Origin of the sequence: Trinickia terrae, from assembly GCF_005144415.1 — a bacterium.
GTDB classification, from domain to species: domain Bacteria; phylum Pseudomonadota; class Gammaproteobacteria; order Burkholderiales; family Burkholderiaceae; genus Trinickia_A; species Trinickia_A terrae.
The window spans coordinates 238,016-259,122 of the sequence record NZ_SWJE01000010.1; the positions used below are offsets into that span (position 1 = coordinate 238,016).

At 63.6% G+C, this 21,107-nt stretch carries 19 protein-coding genes; 8 read left to right on the forward strand and 11 right to left on the reverse strand.

Annotated features, from left to right (window positions below; genetic code table 11):
• The first annotated feature begins 42 nt into the window (after positions 1-42).
• Positions 43-1,281, forward strand: coding sequence for an MFS transporter (locus tag FAZ69_RS19530; RefSeq protein WP_240702340.1), 1,239 nt, complete (start codon positions 43-45; stop codon positions 1,279-1,281).
• Complete coding sequence (locus FAZ69_RS33320; RefSeq protein WP_169708702.1) at positions 1,278-1,439, forward strand: hypothetical protein; 162 nt, start codon at positions 1,278-1,280, stop codon at positions 1,437-1,439. Before FAZ69_RS19530 ends, FAZ69_RS33320 begins: the two co-directional genes overlap by 4 nt.
• Positions 1,440-1,512: 73 nt before the next feature.
• Here the strand turns inward: FAZ69_RS33320 and FAZ69_RS19535 are convergent, their stop codons facing one another.
• The gene (locus FAZ69_RS19535) at positions 1,513-1,974 is read right to left on the reverse strand and encodes a PaaI family thioesterase (RefSeq protein ID WP_136896726.1); all 462 of its coding nucleotides are present in this window, start codon (positions 1,972-1,974) and stop codon (positions 1,513-1,515) included.
• An 89-nt stretch (positions 1,975-2,063) separates the two neighbouring features.
• Between FAZ69_RS19535 and FAZ69_RS19540 the strand changes: the two genes are divergently transcribed.
• Positions 2,064-2,645 carry a TetR/AcrR family transcriptional regulator gene (locus FAZ69_RS19540; protein WP_136896727.1) on the forward strand — a complete coding sequence of 194 codons (582 nt, stop codon included), beginning with the start codon at positions 2,064-2,066 and terminating at the stop codon, positions 2,643-2,645.
• Between the two features lie 28 nt (positions 2,646-2,673).
• Here the strand turns inward: FAZ69_RS19540 and FAZ69_RS19545 are convergent, their stop codons facing one another.
• The 3 genes from FAZ69_RS19545 to FAZ69_RS19555 form a co-directional block, all read right to left on the reverse strand.
• Complete coding sequence (locus FAZ69_RS19545) at positions 2,674-3,060, reverse strand: DUF488 domain-containing protein (RefSeq protein WP_136896728.1); 387 nt, start codon at positions 3,058-3,060, stop codon at positions 2,674-2,676.
• Positions 3,057-3,356, reverse strand: coding sequence for a putative quinol monooxygenase (locus FAZ69_RS19550; protein WP_136896729.1), 300 nt, complete (start codon positions 3,354-3,356; stop codon positions 3,057-3,059). Before FAZ69_RS19550 ends, FAZ69_RS19545 begins: the two co-directional genes overlap by 4 nt.
• 145 nt (positions 3,357-3,501) lie before the next feature.
• On the reverse strand, positions 3,502-4,368 hold the full coding sequence (locus FAZ69_RS19555) for a hypothetical protein (RefSeq protein WP_136896730.1): 867 nt from the start codon (positions 4,366-4,368) through the stop codon (positions 3,502-3,504).
• Between the two features lie 462 nt (positions 4,369-4,830).
• Here FAZ69_RS19555 and FAZ69_RS19560 point away from each other — a divergent pair, with 462 nt between their 5' ends.
• Positions 4,831-7,911, forward strand: a complete 3,081-nt coding sequence (locus FAZ69_RS19560) for a transglycosylase domain-containing protein (protein WP_136896731.1) — start codon at positions 4,831-4,833, stop codon at positions 7,909-7,911.
• A 133-nt stretch (positions 7,912-8,044) separates the two neighbouring features.
• Here FAZ69_RS19560 and FAZ69_RS19565 read toward each other — a convergent pair whose 3' ends face one another.
• Entirely contained in the window at positions 8,045-8,944 is a 900-nt protein-coding gene (locus FAZ69_RS19565; protein WP_136896732.1) for a LysR family transcriptional regulator, read from the reverse strand.
• Between the two features lie 112 nt (positions 8,945-9,056).
• On the opposite strand from FAZ69_RS19565, the gene FAZ69_RS19570 reads away from it, so the two are divergent.
• The 4 genes from FAZ69_RS19570 (at position 9,057) to FAZ69_RS19585 (ending at position 14,846) form a co-directional block, all read left to right on the forward strand.
• Positions 9,057-11,195, forward strand: coding sequence for a 3-hydroxyacyl-CoA dehydrogenase NAD-binding domain-containing protein (locus FAZ69_RS19570; RefSeq protein ID WP_136896733.1), 2,139 nt, complete (start codon positions 9,057-9,059; stop codon positions 11,193-11,195).
• Positions 11,196-11,209: 14 nt separating this feature from the next.
• A complete protein-coding gene (locus tag FAZ69_RS19575; protein WP_136896734.1) occupies positions 11,210-12,418 on the forward strand; it encodes an acyl-CoA dehydrogenase family protein in 1,209 nt (402 codons plus the stop codon).
• 16 nt (positions 12,419-12,434) lie between these two features.
• A complete protein-coding gene (locus tag FAZ69_RS19580) occupies positions 12,435-13,565 on the forward strand; it encodes an acyl-CoA dehydrogenase family protein (protein WP_136896735.1) in 1,131 nt (376 codons plus the stop codon).
• Positions 13,566-13,637: 72 nt separating this feature from the next.
• Positions 13,638-14,846, forward strand: a complete 1,209-nt coding sequence (locus tag FAZ69_RS19585; protein WP_136896736.1) for a CaiB/BaiF CoA transferase family protein — start codon at positions 13,638-13,640, stop codon at positions 14,844-14,846.
• Between the two features lie 172 nt (positions 14,847-15,018).
• Here FAZ69_RS19585 and FAZ69_RS19590 read toward each other — a convergent pair whose 3' ends face one another.
• The 6 genes from FAZ69_RS19590 to FAZ69_RS19615 all read right to left on the reverse strand — a co-directional run bounded on the left by FAZ69_RS19590 (position 15,019) and on the right by FAZ69_RS19615 (position 20,883).
• Positions 15,019-15,381, reverse strand: a complete 363-nt coding sequence (locus FAZ69_RS19590) for a hypothetical protein (protein WP_136896737.1) — start codon at positions 15,379-15,381, stop codon at positions 15,019-15,021.
• Position 15,382: 1 nt separating this feature from the next.
• Complete coding sequence (locus FAZ69_RS19595; protein WP_240702342.1) at positions 15,383-15,916, reverse strand: hypothetical protein; 534 nt, start codon at positions 15,914-15,916, stop codon at positions 15,383-15,385.
• A gap of 743 nt (positions 15,917-16,659) precedes the next feature.
• The gene (locus tag FAZ69_RS19600) at positions 16,660-16,971 is read right to left on the reverse strand and encodes a hypothetical protein (RefSeq protein WP_136896738.1); all 312 of its coding nucleotides are present in this window, start codon (positions 16,969-16,971) and stop codon (positions 16,660-16,662) included.
• A gap of 212 nt (positions 16,972-17,183) precedes the next feature.
• On the reverse strand, positions 17,184-17,624 hold the full coding sequence (locus tag FAZ69_RS19605) for a lysozyme inhibitor LprI family protein (RefSeq protein WP_136896739.1): 441 nt from the start codon (positions 17,622-17,624) through the stop codon (positions 17,184-17,186).
• Positions 17,611-18,183 carry a lysozyme gene (locus FAZ69_RS19610; protein WP_136896740.1) on the reverse strand — a complete coding sequence of 191 codons (573 nt, stop codon included), beginning with the start codon at positions 18,181-18,183 and terminating at the stop codon, positions 17,611-17,613. The genes FAZ69_RS19605 and FAZ69_RS19610 overlap by 14 nt, the downstream gene beginning before the upstream one ends.
• 15 nt (positions 18,184-18,198) lie before the next feature.
• Positions 18,199-20,883, reverse strand: a complete 2,685-nt coding sequence (locus FAZ69_RS19615) for a type VI secretion system Vgr family protein (protein ID WP_240702344.1) — start codon at positions 20,881-20,883, stop codon at positions 18,199-18,201.
• Between the last annotated feature and the right edge of the window lie 224 nt (positions 20,884-21,107).

Below are 21,107 nucleotides of genomic sequence, written 5' to 3' on the forward strand. Positions count from 1 at the left end.
GCGGCGGTCTTTAATGGCCCTTCAACCCGCCGTGGAGACATCATGAGCGCACACCCCGAACAACAGGACACCTGGCGCAATCGCTGGCCGCCGGTCATCGCAGGCGGCGTGGTGATGGGCGCGGCCTTGGGCGTGCGGCACGTGCAGGGGCTCTTTCTCACGCCGGTGACGCTCGATCACGGCTGGTCGCGCGAAACCTTCGGCCTCGCGCTCGCGTTGCAGAACCTGCTCTGGGGCATCGCCCAGCCCTTCACCGGCATGATCGCCGACCGCTTCGGCTCGGCCCGGGTGGTCCTCGCGGGCCTGCTCGTCTACGAGCTCGGCCTCGTCACGATGGCCTACGCGAGCACGACGGGCGTCTATATGCTCGGCACCGGCGTGCTGGTGGGCGTCGCGCTCTCCGGCTGCGCGTTCGGCGCCGTCTATGGCGCGCTGAGCCGCCTCTTTCCCGCCGAGCGGCGCAGCTGGGCGCTCGGCGTGGCCGGCGCGATCGGCGGCCTCGGCCAGTTCTGCATGGTGCCGTTCGTGCAGAGCCTGATGGGCGGCATCGGCTGGATCTCGACGCTCGTCGTGCTGGCCGCCATGATGGTCATGCTCGCGCCGCTCTCGGCGTGGCTGCGCGACTGTCCTGCAAGCCGCGCGCAGAACGACACGCACACGCAATCGATCGGCGCCGCGCTCCGCGAGGCGTTCTCGCACCGCGGTTTCTGGCTGCTCAACTTTGGCTTCTTCGCGTGCGGCTTCCAGCTCGCGTTCATCGCTGCACATATGCCCGCCTATCTGCTCGACAAAGGCTTGAGCGCGAAGCACGCGAGCGCCGCGCTCGCGCTGATCGCGTTCGCGAACGTGTTCGGCACCTACCTGTGCGGCTGGCTCGGCGACTTCATGCGCCGCAAATACGTGCTCTCGGCGATCTACTTTCTTCGCTCCGCGGCGATGGCGGCGTTCTTTCTCGCGCCGCTCACGCCCGCGAGCGTCTACGCGTTCTCGTTCCTGATGGGCCTGATCTGGCTCGGCACGGTGCCGCTGACGAACGGAATCGTGTCGCAGGTGTTCGGCGTGCGCTTCATCGCGACGCTGTTCGGCTTCGTGTTCTTCGGGCATCAGCTGGGCAGCTTTCTGGGCGTCTGGCTCGGCGGCATCGTGTACGACGCGACCCATGCCTACGACCTGCTCTGGTACGGCGCGATCGCGCTAGGCATCGTGGCGGGCCTGCTGCATCTGCCGATCGACGATACGTGCGTCGCGCGCGCTGCGCAGCCTCTGGCGCAGCCGGCATGAGCGGCATGCGAGACGCCGCATCCGCGGCGAGGCAGCGGGCGCTGATCACAAGCACCGTGGCCGTGCTCGGAGCCGCGCTCGCGGCGTTGTGCTTCGCGGGCTACCTCGCGCCTGCGGCGCTGCTGACGCTGCTATCGGACAGCGCGTTTTGCGGATGAGGCGTTGAAGACTCGCAGCAGCCGATAGCCCGAATCAGGCGGCGCGATTTGCGCCTAATTCTCGCCGGTCCTTTTACTGCCGCTCGAACACCATCAGCGTCGACGTCGCCGACGCATACAGCGTCCCATCCTCGCCGACCAGTCTGGCCTCGGCAAAGGCCGCGCGCCGCCCGATCGACATCACCCGCCCTTCGGCCCTCACCACGCCCGTGTCGCGCGTCATCGCCTTGTGATAGGCGATCTTCAATTCGAGCGTCGTATACGACTGCGCCGCCGACAGCGACGCATGCACGGCGCAACCACAAGCCGAATCGAGCAGCGTCGCCGCGTAGCCGCCGTGAATCGTGCCGAGCGGGTTGTACGCGTGCTCGCCGGGCTTGCCCGCGAAGACGGCACGGCCGGCGTCGGCTTCGACGAGATCGAAGTCGAGCGACACCGCGATGCCCGGCCTTTTCCCCAGCGCCATCATGTGGCGCAACTGCGCGAGCCCGTCGAGCTCGTCGAGCGTGGCGGCAACGGGGTTGGAAGTATTCATGGTTGGCTCGTATGATAGATGACGACGAAAATCTAATCGATTATTGATGTTTTGTACAATCTAAAAAGTCGACATCAGGGAGCACCACGATGAAAGTCAGCCGGGAACAGTTTCTGGAGAACCGCGAACGCATCCTCGAAGTCGCGAGCCAGATGTTTCGCGAGAAAGGCTTCGACGGCGTCGGCGTCGCCGACATCATGAACGGCGCCGGCATGACGCATGGCGGGTTCTATCGGCACTTCGCGTCGAAGGAAGACCTCGCCGCCAAAGCCAGCGAAGCGGCCATGGCGAGCACGGCACAGGCCTGGAGCCGCATCAGGGAGAACCAGCCCGGCAACGCGCTGGCGACCTTCGTCGGCCAGTATTTGTCCGAGCGCCACCGTGACAGCCCCGGCAAAGGCTGCATGCTCGCGTCGCTCGCGAGCGACGCAGCGCGCCAGGGTCCCGAGATCCGCAAGAGCTTTGCCGGGGGCATCGCGTCGACGTTCACCTCGATCGAGCAGATGCTGCCCGGCGAGCCAGGCGCCGAAAACCGCCGCGCGGCGATTGCGCTGATGGCGGAGCTCGTCGGCGCGATGGTGATGGCGCGCGCCGTCGGCGACGAGGCGCAGTCGAAGGAAATCCTCGACGCGGTCGCCGCCGATCTGCAGGCGGTGTGCGAAAGCCGCTAACTCGGCCATCGGCCGTCCTGGCGGGCGCTCACTCGATCGACGCACCCCGCTGGGCGAGCAACTGCCGCAAGATTCCGCGATGGCAGCGGCTCTCGTCTTCGCAATAGCAGCCGATCGAGAAATGCGCCCCTTGCGACAGCGCCGCGAGCACGTCGAGCACCTTGCTCGCGTCGCCGCCGTCCATCTCCGCGCGGAACTTGCGCGCGAACGCCTCCCAGGCTGCGGCGCTGTCGGCCGCCTTGCCTTGCGCCATCAGCTCCGCGCTCGGCGAAAGGATCGGCAGCCAGACGTCGTAGTAGTCGCGGCTCGCGAATTCGGTCTTGGGCACGCCGCGCGGCGGCCGACGCACGGTGCCGATGCGCGTGCCCTCACCGGCCGCGCGGGGAGAGCCGAGCTGGACGATGCGGATGCTCATGTGTTCTTCATCCCGAGCACCTCGATCCGCGCGATCGCAGGCGGCGCCACGAACAGCGTCTCGGCGTTGGCCATCAGCGCCTTGGCGATCGGGCCGTCGAGGTGTGCCTGACGGTCCGCCTCGCTATGGAACGCATCGAACACGCCGAACACGTGATCGGAAATCTTCAGAGCAAACCAGATCGGCGTGGTGCTTTCCTGGTTCGCCATCTCGAGTCCCTTCTGAAGAAACGCGGCCACCTCGGCCTCCTTGCCCGGCTTCGCTTCGAAACGTGCAAACAGCGCGTGCTGAATCATGATGTGCCTCCGGTTGAGGATGAATCGCAAACGTTGCGACAGGTCCTACTTTACCGAAGGCAGCGCCGTCAGGATGCTGGCAAGCGGCGGCGGGACGCTGCAGCGCCGCCGCCGGCCGAGGATGGGAAGATGGGAATGCGCGGAATCAGAGGCGCTTGAGTTCACGCAGCTTCGCGACGCGCTCGAACAAGTCGAGGCTTTCAAAAGCGTAGTGCACGCCCGATGCGTGGGCGGCATCGGAATGCGAGCAATGGTCGATGCGGGAGATCAGGTCGCGCGCGGTCAGCAATGCGCCGTTGAACTCGTCGAAGCACGCGGCTCGCCCCGAGCGCATGAGCACATGGAGCGCCGCGACGATCAGCACGTCATCGTCGGACCAGCGCTCGTAGGGTTTCTCGCGCAACGCATAGAGCAGCGTGGGCCGGCCCGCGTCGTCGACGAGCGTCACATGGCGATCCCCCACATAGAAGGAGAGCGATTCGACGTAGTCGAGCTGGCCGATCACCTGCTCGACCGCGCGCGGCAGACCGCCCTCGCGGCGGAGGCGGTCCATCGCAGCGCGCACCTGCGCGAAGTACTCCGCCTCGCTGCGCCGCCACGCGGCATGCACGCCGTCGATCTCCGCCATCACCGGCGCGCTCGCGACGACCTGGCCGAGGTCGATCCAGGCGCCGCCCTCGCAATCGATCTTCGGCTGGCTGGCCGGGCGGATATGCAAACGCCCGTTGGCATTGATATAGAGCGACAGCAGCGTATCGGCGGCCGTTGCTCGCGGGCCCACCACGGGCAACGGCTCGACGCGCAGCTCGCGATGGCGGCGCAGCACCGCGAGCGCGGCGCGGTCATAGGCGCCGAGCGCCTGCTGCATCTGTTCGAGCGGATAGGCGCCGCTGTGCGTGAGGGCGTCCTCGGCGGCGTCGCACGCCGCCTCGCCCGCAAATGCGTCGGCGAGCAGTTCGTCAGTCCAGCCGGATTGACGACTGCGCGCGAAGGTCTGGGCTTTCAGCTCCATTGCGGCTCTCCCCGTTTTCAGTGGCAAACATCCGATTGATATGCGTACGAGCCGCTGTTCCATCTGCGACCGTAACGTGACATTTCACCCACCGTGGGAGAAGGCAACAACTGATAGTTCTGACAGCTATCGCGCGAAATATGCCGCAGCAGGTGTCGCGCTCGCGCCACGGCAAACATTACCGGCCGGCGCCCGTCGCGTCATTCGGATGACGGCCAACATTGCCGCCCGGCGCGGGTTTTGGAGCCGCTGTCTCCTCTTTTCTGCGTGCGCCAGCCCACATCTGCTGCAAGCGCGACCCGGCATGATTAAACTAAGACAAGTGTGCTGGGCGCGCCAGATTTCGCGGCGCGCGAGGGTCCTGGCTCCGGCTTCTGCTCGCGGACAACCGGTTGCCGACACCCCCGCGCCTCGCTGCTGCCGCAACAAGACCGGCACCGTGGCTTGCCGGGGATCGCCGCCATGAACCGTCCTCTCGCTCGATTGCCGTTCCGCGCCATCGCCACGATGCCGCTCGGCCGGCGTGTGAAGTGGATCCTGCTGCTCCTCGCGGCCGTCCTCATCGGCATCGCGGCGCATTTCATCGACATCGAGATCGAAACCTCGCGGCTGCAGTCGCGCTATCTCTCCGGCCTCGCCCGCAACCTCACCTATAGCGTCGAGCGCGGCCCGAGCGACCGCATCCGCTACCCCGTCAGCGGCCCCTATGACGTGCGTCTCGGCTACACGGCGCTGCCCGGCTTCGAAACGCGCCTGCGCGCACGCGGCTTCGTGGTCACCGGCCAGGTGCGCGATTCGAAGACGATGCTCTCGCTCGCCGAGCGCGGACTCTATCTCCCCTACGAAGAAAAGGACCGCGCCGGCCTCGAGCTCTTCGACGCGGCGGGCGCGCCGCTCTACAGCGCGCGCTACCCGACGCGCACCTACGACAGCTTCGAGCAGGTCCCGCCGCTGATCGTCGACGCGCTGACCTTCATCGAAGACCGCTACCTGCTCGACCCCGGCGCGCCCTACCGCAACCCCGCGATCGACTGGGGACGCTTCTCGCGCGCGCTGATGGACCAGGCGATGCGGCTCGTCGACCGCCATCAGGCGACACCGGGCGGCAGCACGCTCGCCACGCAGATCGAGAAGTTCCGCCACTCGCCGGGCGGGCGCACCGGGACGCCGCCGGAGAAGCTGCGACAGATCGCGTCGGCGTCGGTGCTGGCCTATATGGGCGGCGCCGAGACGCTGCCCGCGCGCAAAAAGATCGTCGTGCACTACCTGAACACCGTGCCGCTCGCCGCGCAGCCCGGCATCGGCGAAATCGAGGGGCTCGGCGACGGCCTCGCCACCTGGTACGGACGCGACTTCGACGAGATCAACCGGCTGCTCGCCGACAGCGACGCCGAGACCGGCAACGGCCCGGTCGCGCCGGGCGCGCTCGCAGAACAAGCGCTGGCCTTCAAGCAAGTGCTGTCGCTGCTCGTCGCGCAACGCGCGCCCTCGTACTTCCTGCACCCTGACAGCCCCGCGCTCGAACACCTGACCGACAGCTACCTGCGCGTGCTCGCGGCCAACGGCGTGATCTCCGCGCCGCTGCGCGACGCGGCGCTCGCCGCGCACCTGGAGTTGAGGCGCAGGACGACGCTGCCGCCCCCCGCGTCGTTCATCGAGCGCAAGGCCGTCACGTCGTTGCGCGCGCATCTGATGAGCACGCTCGGGGTGAGGAATCTCTACGATCTCGACCGCCTCGACCTGACCGCGCAAGCGACGCTCGACAACGCCGTGCAGCAGGCCGTCAGCGCACGGCTCGCGCTCGCCGCGACCAAGGACGGCGCGCAAGCCGCGGGCCTCTACGGCTTCGAGATGCTGCGCCCCGGCGACGACCCGTCGAAGATCACCTTCAGCTTCACGCTGTTCGAGCGGCGCGACGGAGAGAACCTGATGCGCGTGCAGACCGACAGTGTCAACGAGCCGTTCGACATCAACCAGGGCGCGCGCCTGAACCTCGGTTCGACGGCCAAGCTGCGCACGATCATCACGTATCTGCAGATCGTGACCGAGATACATGCGCGCTATGCGCCGATGAGCAACGCCGAGCTGAAACAGGTCCAGCCCGACCCGCTCGACGGGCTCACGCGCTGGGCGATCGATTATCTGCAGCACACGCCGGACCGTTCACTCCCGGCGATGCTCGACGCGGCGATCGAGCGCAAGTACTCGGCGAGCGCGGGCGAACTCTTCTACACGGGCGGCGGCGCGCAGACGTTCACGAACTTCGAGGCCTCGGACAACAGCCAGATCCTGACCGTGCACCGCGCGTTCCAGCATTCGGTGAACCTCGTGTTCGTGCGGCTGATGCGCGACATCGTCCACTACGAGATGATCCAGGCCGCGGGGCCGTCGGCGAGCTGGTACGCCGATCCGTCGGTGCGCGAGGCTTATCTCGCGCAATTCGTCGACAAGGAAAGCAAGGTCTATCTGCACCGCTTCTACACGCGCTACGCCGGCAAGACGCCCGACGACGCGCTCGCCACGCTGCTCGCGCACGTGCACAAGTCGCCGGCGAAGGTGGCGACCGTGCTGCGCAGCGTCGCGCCCGATGCCTCGCTCACCTGGTTCAGCGCGGAGATGCGCGCGGCGCTCAAGGGCACGCCCGATGCCTCGCTCGACATCTACGATCTCGCGCGCCTCTACGAGAAATACGGCATCGACAAGTTCAACATCAACGACCGCGGCTATATCGCGCGCGTGCATCCGCTCGAGCTGTGGACCGTCAACTATCTGCGCGCGCATCCGCAGGCGACCGAGAAGCAACTGCAGGACGCGAGCCGCGACGTGCGCTTCTATACCTACAAGTGGCTCTACAAGACGCGCTACCACGCGACGCAGGACCGCCGCATCCGGCACATGGTCGAGCTGCAGGCTTACGAGCGGATCGGCCAGTCGTGGCGCGCGCTCGGCTATCCGTTCGAATCGCTGACGCCGTCGTTCGCCGCGGCGATCGGCGCGTCGGGCGACCGGCCGGCGGCGCTCGCGAAGCTGATCGGCATCATCGAGAGCGGCGGCAAGATGCAGCCGACCGAAAGCATCAGCTCGCTCGACTTCGCGACCGGCACTCCCTACGAAACGCACTTCGCGCACGCGAGCGATACGGACAACGCCGTGCTGCCGCCCGAGATCGTCACGGTCGTGCAAGGCTTGCTGCGCGACGTCGTGCTGGGCGGCACGGCGAGGCGCCTCGCGGGCGGCATGCCGCTCGCCAACGGCAAGACGCTCGACGTGTACGGCAAGACCGGCACCGGCGACCAGCGCTTCGAAGTGTTCGCGCCAGGCCACCGGCTGATCGAATCGCGCAAGGTCAACCGCACGGCGACGTTCGTGTTCGAGATCGGCCAGCATTTCTTCGGCACGCTGACGGCCTACGTGCACGAACCGTATGCGGCGCGCTACGACTATACGAGCGCGCTGGCGGTGCAGCTGCTCAAGTCGCTGGCGCCGGCGCTGCAGCCGTTGATCGGGAGAGACGACAACGTAGCGAACGCCTCGGAACGCTGAGGCGCCCCGCAATATCTTCAGGTCCATCGAAATCACGCTCTGTTTACGTAGCCATCGGCATCGACGAAGCACACGGCCGCTGCGTGCTGCCGGTGGGCGCCATCGCCGGTAACGGTGCGAAAACCGTCAACGCTTAAGCCCGGCCTTGCCCGCGCGCCTCGGCCAGCATGAACTCGATAAACGCGCTCGCCGCCCGCGTATGGTGGCGGTTGGACATGTAGAGCATGTACATCCGCGTGCCGAAGATGCTCAGGCGCCACGCATCGAGCGCGGTCACGACATCGCCGCTGCGCAAGACATCCGCGACGACATAATCCGGCACGATTCCGACGCCGAGCCCGGCGAGAATCGCCTGCCGCAAAAACAGGAAGTTCTCCGAGATCAGCGTCGGCTCGAGCAGTACCTCATGACGCTCGTCGCCAAGATAAGCCGCCACGCGCAATTGCCGCCCCACGACCGCCGCCGTGATCACCGGCGCGGTGCGCAAGTCGTCGAGCTCGACGGGCATGCCGCGCTCGGCCGCGAAGGCCGGCGACGCGCACGCGACATAGCGCACCGGCCCCATGTCCCGCGCGACGAGGTTCTGCGGCGGCTCGGACATCACACGCACGGCGATATCGACTTCATCGCGCATCAGATCTTCGACGCGGTTCTCGAACATGATGTCGAGCACGATCCCCGGATGCTGCCGCTTGAACTCGATGAGCCAGCTCGACATGACGAGCTGCCCATAGCCGCTCGGCACGCTAAGGCGCACGCGTCCCTGCAACGTCGACCCCAGCGTCGCGACCGATTCCTGCGCGGCCAGCAGCTCGTTGCGGATCGCGCGGCCGTGCTCGTAGAGGCGCAGGCCGGCCTCGGTCGGCTCGACACGCCGCGTCGTGCGCCGCACGAGCTGCAGGCCCAGCGAGCGCTCGAACTGGTTCAGGTGGTAGCTCACATTCGCCCGCGTCATCTTCAGACGCCGCGCCGCCTCGCTGAGGTTGCCGGCATCCAGGATCTCGACGAGCAAGGACAGGGAGTTCAGGTCCATTGGGCGCGCAGTTGTCAAAATTGATTTGACAGTCTGTCAATCCGATCCTGGATTGTCAATCGTGCCTAGCCACTCGACAATCGTCTCCAAAGCCACGATCGGAGACAACACCATGCCTGAGACGCCCCTCTCCCCCGACACCTCCGCCCCGGTCATCACGCGCACGATGCACGGCAAGATCCTGCTCGTCACGATCGACAATCCGCCCGTCAACGCGCTCGGCGTCGAGGTGCGGCGCGGGCTCCTCGCCGCGATCGAAGCCGCCGATGCCGACGCGAACGTCGCCGCCGTGCTGCTCGTCGGCGCGGGGCGCAACTTCATCGCGGGCGCCGACATCCGCGAATTCGGCAAGCCGCCGCTGCCGCCGTCGCTGCCCGAGGTCTGCAACCGCATCGAGGCGTGCCGCAAGCCCGTGGTCGCCGCGATTCACGGCGCGGCGCTCGGCGGCGGTCTCGAGATCGCGCTCGGCGCACACTACCGGCTCGCCGTCGCAAGCGCGAAGCTCGGGCTGCCCGAAGTGCAGTTGGGCCTGATGCCCGGCGCGGGCGGCACGCAGCGCGCGCCGCGCCTGATCGGCGCGGCCGCGGCGCTCGAGCTGATGCTGTCGGGACGCCACGCCGGCGGCGCGGAAGCGCACCAGCTCGGCCTCGTCGACCGTCTCGCGCAAAGCGACGACATCCTCGCCGAAGGACTCGCCTACACGCAGGCGCTGCTCGCCTCGCACGCCGGCGTGCGCCCGACGCGCGCGGCCACGGCGCTCGCCGACCGCGATGCAGCCCGCGCCGCCATCGACGCCGCCCGCAAGGACACCGAACGCAAGTCGCGCGGCCTGTTCTCGCCGATGAAGATCGTCGAAGCCGCCGAAGCGGCGCTCGACCTGCCGTTCGACCAGGGCCTCGCGCTCGAGCGCAAGCTGTTCCTGCAATGCATCGACAGCCCGCAGCGAGCGGGCCTCATCCATGCGTTCTTCGCCGAGCGCGAAGTCGCCAAGGCGCCCGAGACGCGCGATGCGAAGCCGCGCGAGATCGCGCGCGCCGGCGTGGTCGGCGGCGGCACGATGGGTGCCGGCATCGCGGTTGCCGCGCTCGACGCGGGCCTGCCCGTCACGATGATCGAGCGCGACGATGAAGCGCTCGCGCGCGGCCGCGCGCATGTCGAGCGCGTCTACGACGGGCTTATCGCCAAAGGCCGCATGAGCGCCGACGCCAAGGCCGCCGTGATGACCCGTTTCAACGGCAGCACGTCGTATGAAGCCCTCGCCGGCGTCGACCTCGTGATCGAAGCGGTGTTCGAAGACATGGCGGTCAAGAAAGCCGTGTTCGCCGAGCTCGACCGCGTCTGCAAGCGGGGCGCCGTGCTCGCGACCAACACCTCCTACCTCGACATCGACGAAATCGCCGCCCGCACCTCGCGCCCAGCCGACGTGATCGGCCTGCACTTCTTCTCGCCGGCCAACATCATGAAGCTGCTGGAAATCGTGGTGCCGGCGAAGGTGAGCGCCGACGTCGTCGCCACCGCGTTCGAGCTCGCCAAGAAGCTGCGCAAGGTGCCGGTGCGCGCGGGCGTCTGCGACGGCTTCATCGGCAACCGCATCCTCGCCGTCTACCGGACCGCGGCCGACTACCTGATGGAAGACGGCGCCTCGCCCTACCAGATCGACGCCGCGATCCGCAACTTCGGCTATCCGATGGGCCCGTATCAAGTCGTCGACCTCGCGGGCGGCGACATCGGCTGGGCCGCGCGCAAGCGCCGCGCGCCCACGCGCGATCCGAAAGCGCGCTATGTCGAGATCGCCGACCGTCTCTGCGAACACGGCTGGTTCGGCCAGAAGACCGGACGCGGCTTCTACCTGTACCCCGAAGGCGCGCGCACGGGCACGCCCGATCCCGAAGTCGAAGCGATCATCGATGCCGAGCGGCGGCGCGTCGGCATCACCCCGCGCAGCTACACCGACGAAGAAATCGTGCGCCGGCTGATGGCCGCCGTCATCAACGAAGGCGCGAACATCGTGCGCGAGGGGATCGCGCTGCGCCCGCTCGACGTCGACATGACGCTGATCTACGGCTACGGCTTTCCGCGCTATCGCGGCGGCCCGATGAAATACGCGGACACGGTGGGGCTCGCCGCCGTGCTCGCCGACCTGCGCGCGTTCGAGCAGGAAGACCCGCTGTTCTGGAAGCCGTCGCCGCTCATCGTCGGGCTGGCGGAGCGCGGCGCGGATTTCGCGAGCCTCGATCAAGCAGCGGGCTGATAAAAGGTGACCCCATGGATCTGAATTTCACTCCCGAAGAAGAAGCGTTTCGCACCGAGGTGCTGCGCTTCCTGCACGACAAGCTGCCCGAGCGCATCGCGAGCAAGGGCAAGAACGGCAAACACCTCACGCGCGACGACATGGCGCAATGGCACGCGATTCTCAACGAGCGCGGCTGGCTCGCGAGCCACTGGCCGGCCGAGTACGGCGGCCCGGGCTGGAGCGCGCCGCAGAAGTTCATCTTCGACAACGAATGCGCACTCGCCGGCGCGCCGCGCATCGTGCCGTTCGGCGTGAACATGCTTGGGCCCGTGCTCATCAAATACGGCAGCGAAACGCAAAAACGCCGCTGGCTGCCGCGCATCCTCGACGGCTCGGACTGGTGGTGCCAGGGCTACTCGGAACCGGGCGCAGGCTCGGATCTCGCGTCGGTCCGCACGAGCGCCGTGCGCGGCATCGACAGCGAAGGCGAGCACTACATCGTCAACGGCCAGAAGACGTGGACCACGCTCGGCCACTACGCGAACATGATCTTCTGCCTCGTGCGCACCGCCACCGACGTGAGGAAGCAGGAAGGCATCAGCTTCCTCCTGATCGACATGAAAACGCCCGGCGTCGAAGTGCGCCCCATCATCACGCTCGACGGCGAGCACGAAGTCAACGAGGTGTTCTTCACCGACGTGCGCGTGCCTGCGGAAAACCTCGTCGGCGAAGAGAACAAGGGCTGGACCTACGCGAAGTACCTGCTCACCTACGAGCGCACCAACATCGCGGGCGTGGGTTTCTCGGTGGCGGCATTCGAGCGCCTGCAGCGCATCGCCGCGTCGCAGACGAAGAACGGCAGGCCGCTCGCGGACGATCCTCTGTTCGCGGCGCGTCTCGCGCGCGTGCAGATCGATCTCGAGAACATGAAGACCACCAACCTGCGCACGATCGCGGCGGCCGCAGGCGGCGGCGTGCCGGGCGCGCAAAGCTCGATGCTGAAGATCCGCGGCACCGAGATCCGCCAGGAGATCGCCTCGCTCACGCGCCGCGCAATGGGCCCCTACGCGCAGCCGTTCGTCGAAGACGCGCTCGACGCCGATTACACCGGCGAGCCCATCGGCCCTCATGAGGCCGCGAGCGCCGCGTCGAGCTACTTCAACAACCTCAAGCTGTCGATCTTCGGCGGCTCCAACGAAATCCAGAAGAACATCATCGCCAAGATGATCCTCGGACTGTGAGGGGGAGCAACACATCATGAACTTCCAGCACACCGAAGACCGCCGCATGCTGGCGGATACGCTCGACCGCTTCATCGCTGCCGAGTACGGGTTCGAGACGCGCGATGCGCTGTCGCGTTCGGAGACGGGCTTCAGCCCCGAGCTGTGGCGGCGCTTTGCCGAGCTGGGCGCCGTCGGCGCGCTCTTTGCCGAAGCCGACGGCGGCTTCGGCGGCGCAGCATTCGACATCTCCGTGGTGTTCGAATGCCTCGGACGCGGGCTCGTCGTCGAGCCGTTTCTCGGCGCGCTGATGGCCGGACGCGCGATCTCGCTCGCGGGCAGCGATGCGCAAAAGGCGCGGCTCGCCCAGCTGGTCGATGGCAGCGCCGTGGCCGCATTCGCGCACGGCGAACCGGGCACGCACTACGAGCCGTCGCGCGTCGTCACGCGCGCGGCGCGCGCCGGCGACGGCTGGGTGCTTTCGGGCGCGAAGGCGGTCGTGCCGCACGGCGAGCACGCCGACTTCTTCGTCGTCTCGGCGCGCACGAGCGGCGGCATCGACGACGAAGCCGGGATCTCGCTCTTCATCGTCCCGCGCGAGGCGAAGGGCCTGACGCTGCGCGGCTATCCGCTCGTCGACGGTGGACGCGGCGCGGAGCTCGCGTTCACGGACACGCAGATTGGCGCCGACGCGCTCCTCGGCGCGGAAGGCAGGGGCTTTGCGACGCTCGAAGCGGCGCTCGGCGCAGGCGTGCTGGCGCTGTGCGCCGAAGCGACGGGCGCGATGGAGATCGCCCAGCGCGACACGCTCGAATACCTGCGCACGCGCAAGCAGTTCGGCGTGCCGATCGGCAGCTTCCAGGCGCTGCAGCATCGGATGGCCGACGTCGCGCTCGAGATCGAGCAAGCGCGTTCGGCGGTGATCAACGCCGCCGCCGCGCTCGACGCCCCGCGCTTGACGCGCGGGCGCGCGGTGTCGGCGGCGAAGTACACGATCGGCCGCGTCGGCGCGTTGGTGGCGACCGAGGCGGTGCAACTGCACGGCGGCATCGGCATGACCTGGGAGCTGCCGCTCGCTCACTACGCCAAGCGCCTCGTGATGATCGACCACCAGCTCGGCGACGAGGATCATCATCTCGCGCGCTATATCGCGCTTTCGAAGCAATGAGCATGTGAAGGGAACTTTGCATGGGACCAGAGTAAGCGCTAAAGCGCCAACTCTGGTCGACAGGAGACATCGATGCTGAATAACGACAACAAGCCCGCGCTGCCGCTCGCCGGCATCCGCGTGCTCGATTTCTCGCGCGTGCTCGCGGGACCGTGGTGCGCGATGGTGCTCGGCGACTTCGGCGCGGACGTCATCAAGGTCGAGCATCCGGGCCGCGGCGACGATACACGCGACTGGGGCTTGCGGGTCGGCCAGACCGAGACGACCTACTTCAACAGCGTGAACCGCAACAAGCGCTCGATCTGCCTCGACTTGCAGACCGGCGAAGGGCAGCGCATCGCGCGCGAGCTCGTGAAGGAATCCGACGTCGTCGTCCACAACTTCAAGCTCGGCGGCGCGGAGAAGCTCGGACTCGGCTACGACGTGCTCGCCGCGATCAATCCGAAGCTCGTCTACTGCGCGATCTCCGGCTACGACCGCACGGGCCCCGAGGCCGCACGGCCCGGCTACGACCTCGTCGTGCAGGGCGAGGCGGGCCTGATGGCGCTCAACGGCGAGGCGGACCAGCCGCCGCTCAAGTTCGGCGTCGCGGCCGTGGATCTCTTCACCGGCATGTACTCGGCCCAGGCGGTTCTCGCGGCGCTCTACGAGCGCACCACGACGGGCCGCGGACGGCGCATCGAGATGGCGCTGTTCGACTGCGGCCTCATGATCACCGCGTACTACGGGCTCGAAGCGCTGCTGCTGGAGCACGATCCGCCGCGCTACGGCAACGCGCATCCGTCGATCGTGCCGTATGGCGTGTTCGATGCGGCCGATGGGCCGATCGTCATCACGGTTGGAAACAACCCGCAGTTCGTGCGGTTTTGCGAGGCGATCGGGCGGCCGGATCTGGCTGCTGACGAGCGGTTCAAGACTAACCTCGGGCGCTCGTCGAATCGTGAGGTGCTGCTGCCGGAGATTCGCGGGGAGCTTGCGCGGAGGAAGCGTGCGGAGCTGCTCGCGGCGATTGGCGCCGCCGGGATTCCATGCGGCGAAGTGCTCGGGCTGCACGAGGCGTTGACGTCCGGACGTGCGACGTCGATGGGGCTGGTGACGAAGCAGGCGCATCCGGTTGCGGGACATGTGGATGTGCTCGCGCCGCCTTATCGGTTCGATGGGGAGCGTCTGCCAGTGCGGACCGCGCCGCCGGTGCTGGGGGCGGATACGGGGGTGGTGTTGGGTGAGTTGGGTATCTCGGCCGAAGAGATTTCAAGACTCAAGGCGGACAGGGTCGTTTGAGCCGCCCGCTCGCTTAAGAAAGCGTCAGACATCTACCCGGACGGCTGGAACCCTTATCAGATAAGGCAGTGTCCAAGGTGTCCGGGTAAATTTCTTATAGGCTGAAACCGACCCGAGACGATCCTCCCGTGCCTCTTATAAGCGGACGATTCATTTCCGGAATGCTGTGCGCTTAGCCACCCGGAATAATACGAGCATTGCGCGAGAATTCGTGTGCCTTCAGAACAGGGCGTATCGTCTTTATCAGCAGGTCGACCTGTCGGGCAGTCATGTAAATCGACACCTGACTGCCATCCAACGCCACCTCGTCTCCGTCGAGTTCCCCGGTATGCGCCGCTCTCGCTACGGCATCAAGCTCGTCCTCAAGCTGATGCAACGAGGCCAAGTTACGGTCATGGTAACCAACGACGATCGCAACCTGAGTCTCCTCTCCGACACCATCTGTCGCGTTACTCGAGGTCGCACTAACGAGTGACAGAAAGGACAAGCCAAATCGGATCGCTACCGAACGGATTTTTCGTTGGCGACTTTTCAAGTCAGTTCACGCTTTCGACGTCCAGCCGACATCGGCCAATCAACCGCAATGTTTTTCCAGTCCACTCATAAAACAATTTTTCTGGCTTATTAAGACACGATTCGTTCTCGTTGAAACAACCGGAAATGATGAACAATTTGCTGTCCATTCTAAAATTGATTCGCTCATCGTCATTACCCATGACACCGTTGACCTCCGACTCTCCCGGCATCGTATAGACACTTCCCGTATCCTTGTCGAGGATCGCAAAATCGCGACAATCCGTTCCGCATCCCCAAATCGCCACGCGATAGTGGCCTGCAAAATTCGCGGGCTCAGAGAATTCGTTACGGATAACCGTTCGAAACAGCTGAGCCTTTTTGCTGGTGAGCACCGGGTGGGTCGCTGCTTGCGGCTGCGCGTTCCCGGAAGCAGCCGGATAGTCTGCAAATGAGCGTGAATTGCAAGAGGCTGCATGTGAGGGCATCGACAAAGCAATCCAGTTGCCTAGCACAAACACGCAAAGCCCGATAATACGCAACGCTTTTTTGAGCATCTTTTCTATCCTTTCCCGCACACTGATAGTTTGTTTAGGCGCTCGCGAGATCCGTTCCTCCTGGCCGGTTGCCGCAGTCGATAGCGAATGGTTCGTCGAAAAGGCCGCAAGCGCGCAAAGCGCTAACCCAACCGTTCCGACAATCTTGCCAATTGCATATTGACCTGTGCACGACCTAAACGAAACGGCACACTGCTAATGCAAAGTGACGACCTCACCGTGGTCGTTCCTCGGCATCTCGTTCGAAGTCTCCGGCTCGGATGTTTGTCCTGAGCCAGCAACATATCGGTAGATGATGTATTTCTTATCCGTCTCGTTGCCTAGGTTCCGAATGACCACTCTCATTCCCTCGCGACCGAGATAAACCCGCGTCGGGCGCGCGCGCTCAGCAAAATCCATACGCTCCCATTCCTTGGTCTCTACGTTGTAGCGTATGGCTACACCCTGGATATAGTTGGACGTGAATTCGCCTGATATAACCAAGACACGCTCCCCCGAGCCCGAGCACTCCGACTTGAGATCCCCCCCGCGAGACTGGTCCTCGTCGCCAGAATAGATGAGTGCGGGCGGTTCTGTACCTCGCTTCAGGTAGTACACGCTGGTGTCGGCAATCGGATGGCTTCGAAGAAGTTCCACCGATCTCGATTTGTCGTGTCCCAAGGGACACCGAAGAACACGAGTCATCTCTTGCGCGCTGACGCAACTGGCAAAGATTAACCCGCACACTAACGCAAACCATCGTTTCATTTGACCATATCCAGCAAACGGAATGTGCGTGCCACCTTACCTCCTTTCGCGTCCAGTTCCCAACTCACTCGCACGCCAATAGGCGACTCACTCCAGGAAATAGCCGAGTATGGGGACTCCACACCGTCCGAAATCTGAATGAGTTGCCGATTCTTGAGTTGAAATTTAACGAACTCGCCATACTGCTGAAAAATCGTCAACTCCCCCACGTCGAGCTGCATGACAGGGTTTTCGGAAAACGCGCTCTGGGCGCCACCGAGCAAAACGGTTGCCGAACGTGCAACACAAAGATGTTTAAGGCGTCGCATCGGACAGCTCCGTTCCTACGCTAGACAACCAAAACCGAGACCCGCCGATGGTGGTTCCATGCGTACCAGTCGAGCCTGCACGAAAATTATCGTAGACGTACTTTGCGTTCGGACCGGAGCCCATAAACGCCTTGATTGCATCGATCGACTCTTGCAGATCAAAGCATTAACCCTTATCCAAATTCCCGCATCCTGGATCAAAAAAACCTAGATCAGCGACGCAAAACCTTTTGCAGATTTTCGCAATCAGGCTTATCCCCTGTTTCAAGCGAGTCCGGACATATTAGGCCCTCATAGAACAGCACCTGCTGGTCGAGCACGCTATTCTTACATCCTTGATATTGGAAATCCGCATCCGGAACACTGTCCTTCCCCCAATCGTTGAACGCATCCCGCTGTAACGCACAATCCGTTTCCCTTTTGTTCACCCACGCCAAATGATTCTTTTCCAAAAGACTCTGTTGGGGCCCGCTCAGCCCGTGACGGATGCTTCCGTAAAGTCTCTCCGCAAGAACCGCCTTTTGAAGCTCCTCGTTGTGTGCGCAACTCAACTCCTGCTCGCGATTCAGTTTGTCGGAGCTGCAATCCTCACTTGCATGACAGGCAAGAGGTGACAACAGAACGGCACAGATAAAAAAATCAATGGCTCGCATCATAATTTCCGTTATCAAACAGATCTGACTCGCTATCCCTGCGGTGTCCCAACCCCTTCGACACTTTGCCGCCTGCTTTATTGTATTCCTTGAGTTTTTTCGTCACGTCGGCATACTGCCCCTTATTCACAAATTCGAGTAGCGGTACACCGTGATAATGTGCGTTGTAGATAAAATCGACAAGCGCATCATATTCATACTGATAGAGTGGCACGGTCACCTTTTCATTTACTATACGCTCTGCGTCGGACAGGTCCTTCTTCAACAAGTCTGCGGCATCCGTCTTGGTCATCCCTTTTTTAAATGGAGTCTCAGAAGCGGCACCGGATATAGGACCAAGATGCACCAAGTGCCCATATCCGATAGTGGTGTTGCCCTTATGGCCGGCACCATCGTTATCGTAGAGTTGGGCCCTAAACGCTTCCCAGTCAGCAACAAATTGAATTCCATCTGCAGAAATCGCCCATGGCTTTGCAAGTCGCGAAACCTGCGCCTTGACCACCGAATGCGGCGTCGTATTCGTAACCGGAGTAGCCGCCGGACTTGGATTATCACTCATACTCAACACCTCCAATCACAGGTCTTCCCGATGACCGATATAGACCTCGAACGGCTCCGCAGAGTCCGTAGCTAGCCGTTCCGTGTGTCCTGTACTGTCCGTCACGCCATGAAGAATTTCGCCAGAGTGCTTTCTGATGGTATAGGGGGTATTCGAAAGAGGTACTCCCCTTCCATCGCTCAAATGAACCTGTTCATCGAAGGCTCCGGATTTTGATGCGGTGGAGCCGGGCATGGTAGGAAGTGGGTAGTCGCTGCTCGCTGGACCAGCAAACGAATGCTGACCTCCTTTGATATCGATCTTGCCCGGCGCGTGAATCTCGATGTTGCCGTCCTTGATGCGGATATACGCACCACCTGAGGTCAACAAGATTTCCTGCTTCGCGGCCGCCTCGATCTTTTCCGTTGCAGACAGCACCTTTACGGTCTTCTGCGCGGTCAGTTCGATGTTGTCCGAGTGCGCTTGGATCTCCACCTTCCCCTTGGCCGCAAACAGCTTCATCCCGGCGTTCTGCACAAACAGGCTGAGTTTTTCCGCCACGCTCGCAATCAGCGATTTTCCTGTCGCGATGTGTGTGCTCTGTCCGCTGACGAGGTTGGTCTGCGCATCACTCGCAATGTGAACGGACTGCTGCGTAGACAGCGCGATGCCCGACGGGCTGCCGAACAGCATGACCGGTTCCTTGAACGCATTGGCATTGCCCGTTCCACCGCCCGCCGTGCTTCCCCCAGATGACGAACCCGATACGGTGTTCTGCGTCGCATCAGTGAATGACTTCAGCGAGTCGTAGCCATCCTTGAGGCTTTCGGCCTGATGCGTAGTGCTCGCCTCCGACATCGCTTCAAGCACGCTTTCCGAATTCACCAGTTGCGAGCTTGCTTCCCGTGCATCCAGCGGCTGGCTGGCAGCCGGGTAAGTCGTGACATACAAACCCTGGCCCGCACGCACGGCACCATAGGCATCGGACTTGAGATCGAAACCGCTGCCCAGATAGCGGCCTCTCGCATTGCCGCTCTGGTCGATCAGGTAACCCAAATGCAATTGGGCATTGGCGCTGGATGAATAAAGCTGAACGCGGTTCTGCCCCGTCGCGTCATCCATCACCATCTGGTTGTAGCCGCTGCCCTGATATTCCTTGGACTTATAGCCGGACAGCAGGCCGTTGGAATGCCAGTTAGGTTGCGTTGCGCCGTTGTAGACCTTGCCTGTTACGAGGGGCCTGTCGCAATCGCCGTCGGCCCAATCGATCAAGACCTCTTCGCCGATTCTCGGTACGTGAACGCTACCGTATCCACCGCCCGTATCGGACATCGCGACGCGCACCCAGCACGACGCTTTTTCATCGCCGTCATTGAGCCGATCCCAATGGAAGCGCACCTTGATGCGGTTCAGCGAGTCTGTGTAGACCTCTTCGTTGGCAGGGCCGACAACGATCGCCGACTGCAAGTGCATGTCCGGCTTGTGATGCTCGAGCGGACTGCGGTAAGGCACAGCCTTGCGTTGCGCTTCGATCTCAACGAGAAAGAATCCTTCACTGCCATCGGCGTGCGCGACTATCGCGCCGGTTTGATTGGCTTTGATACTTGCCAGTTTGGCCTTCAAGCTGTGCGGATAATCGGCCGCCTGGCTCGATGCCGGGAGGTTGTTCTCGATGAACCACGCTGTCTCGACAATGGCGAACTGCCGGTTTTGCTGGCTATCTGTCGCATGGCCAGGATGATCGTCCAGTTCGAACCAACGACCCGCATCCGCACCACGCACACCACCGGCACCATGGAACCGCTTGGCGCGCGATTCCCACTCCTCCATACGGATCTTCGAGAGCGCATCGCCCCGATCCTGGTCGCCGTAGGTATAGGCGCCGGTGTATTCATACACCTCGGCCTGCTGGGGCAGATTTCCCTGCGTAGGCAGCGTGGGAACGCTTGTGCCCTTCGGATTGGCAGAAGAACCCGGCGCCTTGTAATCGAAGGTGCGAGTCGTAAGCGTCGTGCTTTGCAGCGTCCGCGTGCCTGACCACTGCACCAGCGCATCGGTTTCGCTGTTGGCGCCCGCGCGATAGAACTCGACTGTCTGTGGCGAGAGCGGCTGAAATGCACCGAGGTTATCCGTGACCACGAGCGTATGGGACTTGCCGTCGCTCGCCTGCTCGAAATAGCCGAACAGTCCCTCGCTTTCCATGAGTCGATGAACGAAATTCCAGTCGTCCTCGTATTGCATGCAGAACGAACGGGAGGGCAGCGGTTTGCTCAGTGCAAAGCGAAATGCACCTTGAGCCTGAGGATGCATGTTGAAAACATCCGTCAGGATTTGGTCGGCCGGCTTGTCCTGCCAGATGCGCGCATCCGTGCGAAAACGCAGGAAGTGCATCCATGATGCAAAGGCGATCTGATAACTCGTCAAGCCGCTATCAGACCCAAGGCGGCGGACCGTATGCACGTAGCCGTGATGAGGCAGATAGGACTTGTCGCTCTGCTGAATCCAGAGCGTCACCGGCTGGGCAATCAGCGTCTTCAGTTCGATGGTCTCGGATGTCGATACGACATCCGCGGTGAATTCGAAATGACGGCCAACCCGTGAATGACCCGCGACTCGCTGAGGCAGCAGAACATTATTACCCAGCGGATTATCCAGTTTGAGCAGGCGGTCGCTTTGCAGCAGCCCGCCGGTCATCGCTCCAATCACGTCCTGCGCACCCATACCGCCTCTTCTTGTTGGCTGTCGCGCCCCCGCGCGTGAGCGCGATTTTACGAAACACCAGAAGAATCGGCCAATCAAAAAATGTCAAAATACCCGAATCCGGAAATTAATTCCTCTCGTTTTACATACAAACCGGATAACGGTAATTTCTTCTCGCCACGTGAAATTATTTCCGCGCGGCATTTCTAGTTCGCTCTGTAAAAGATAAACGGCGAAGCCCCAAT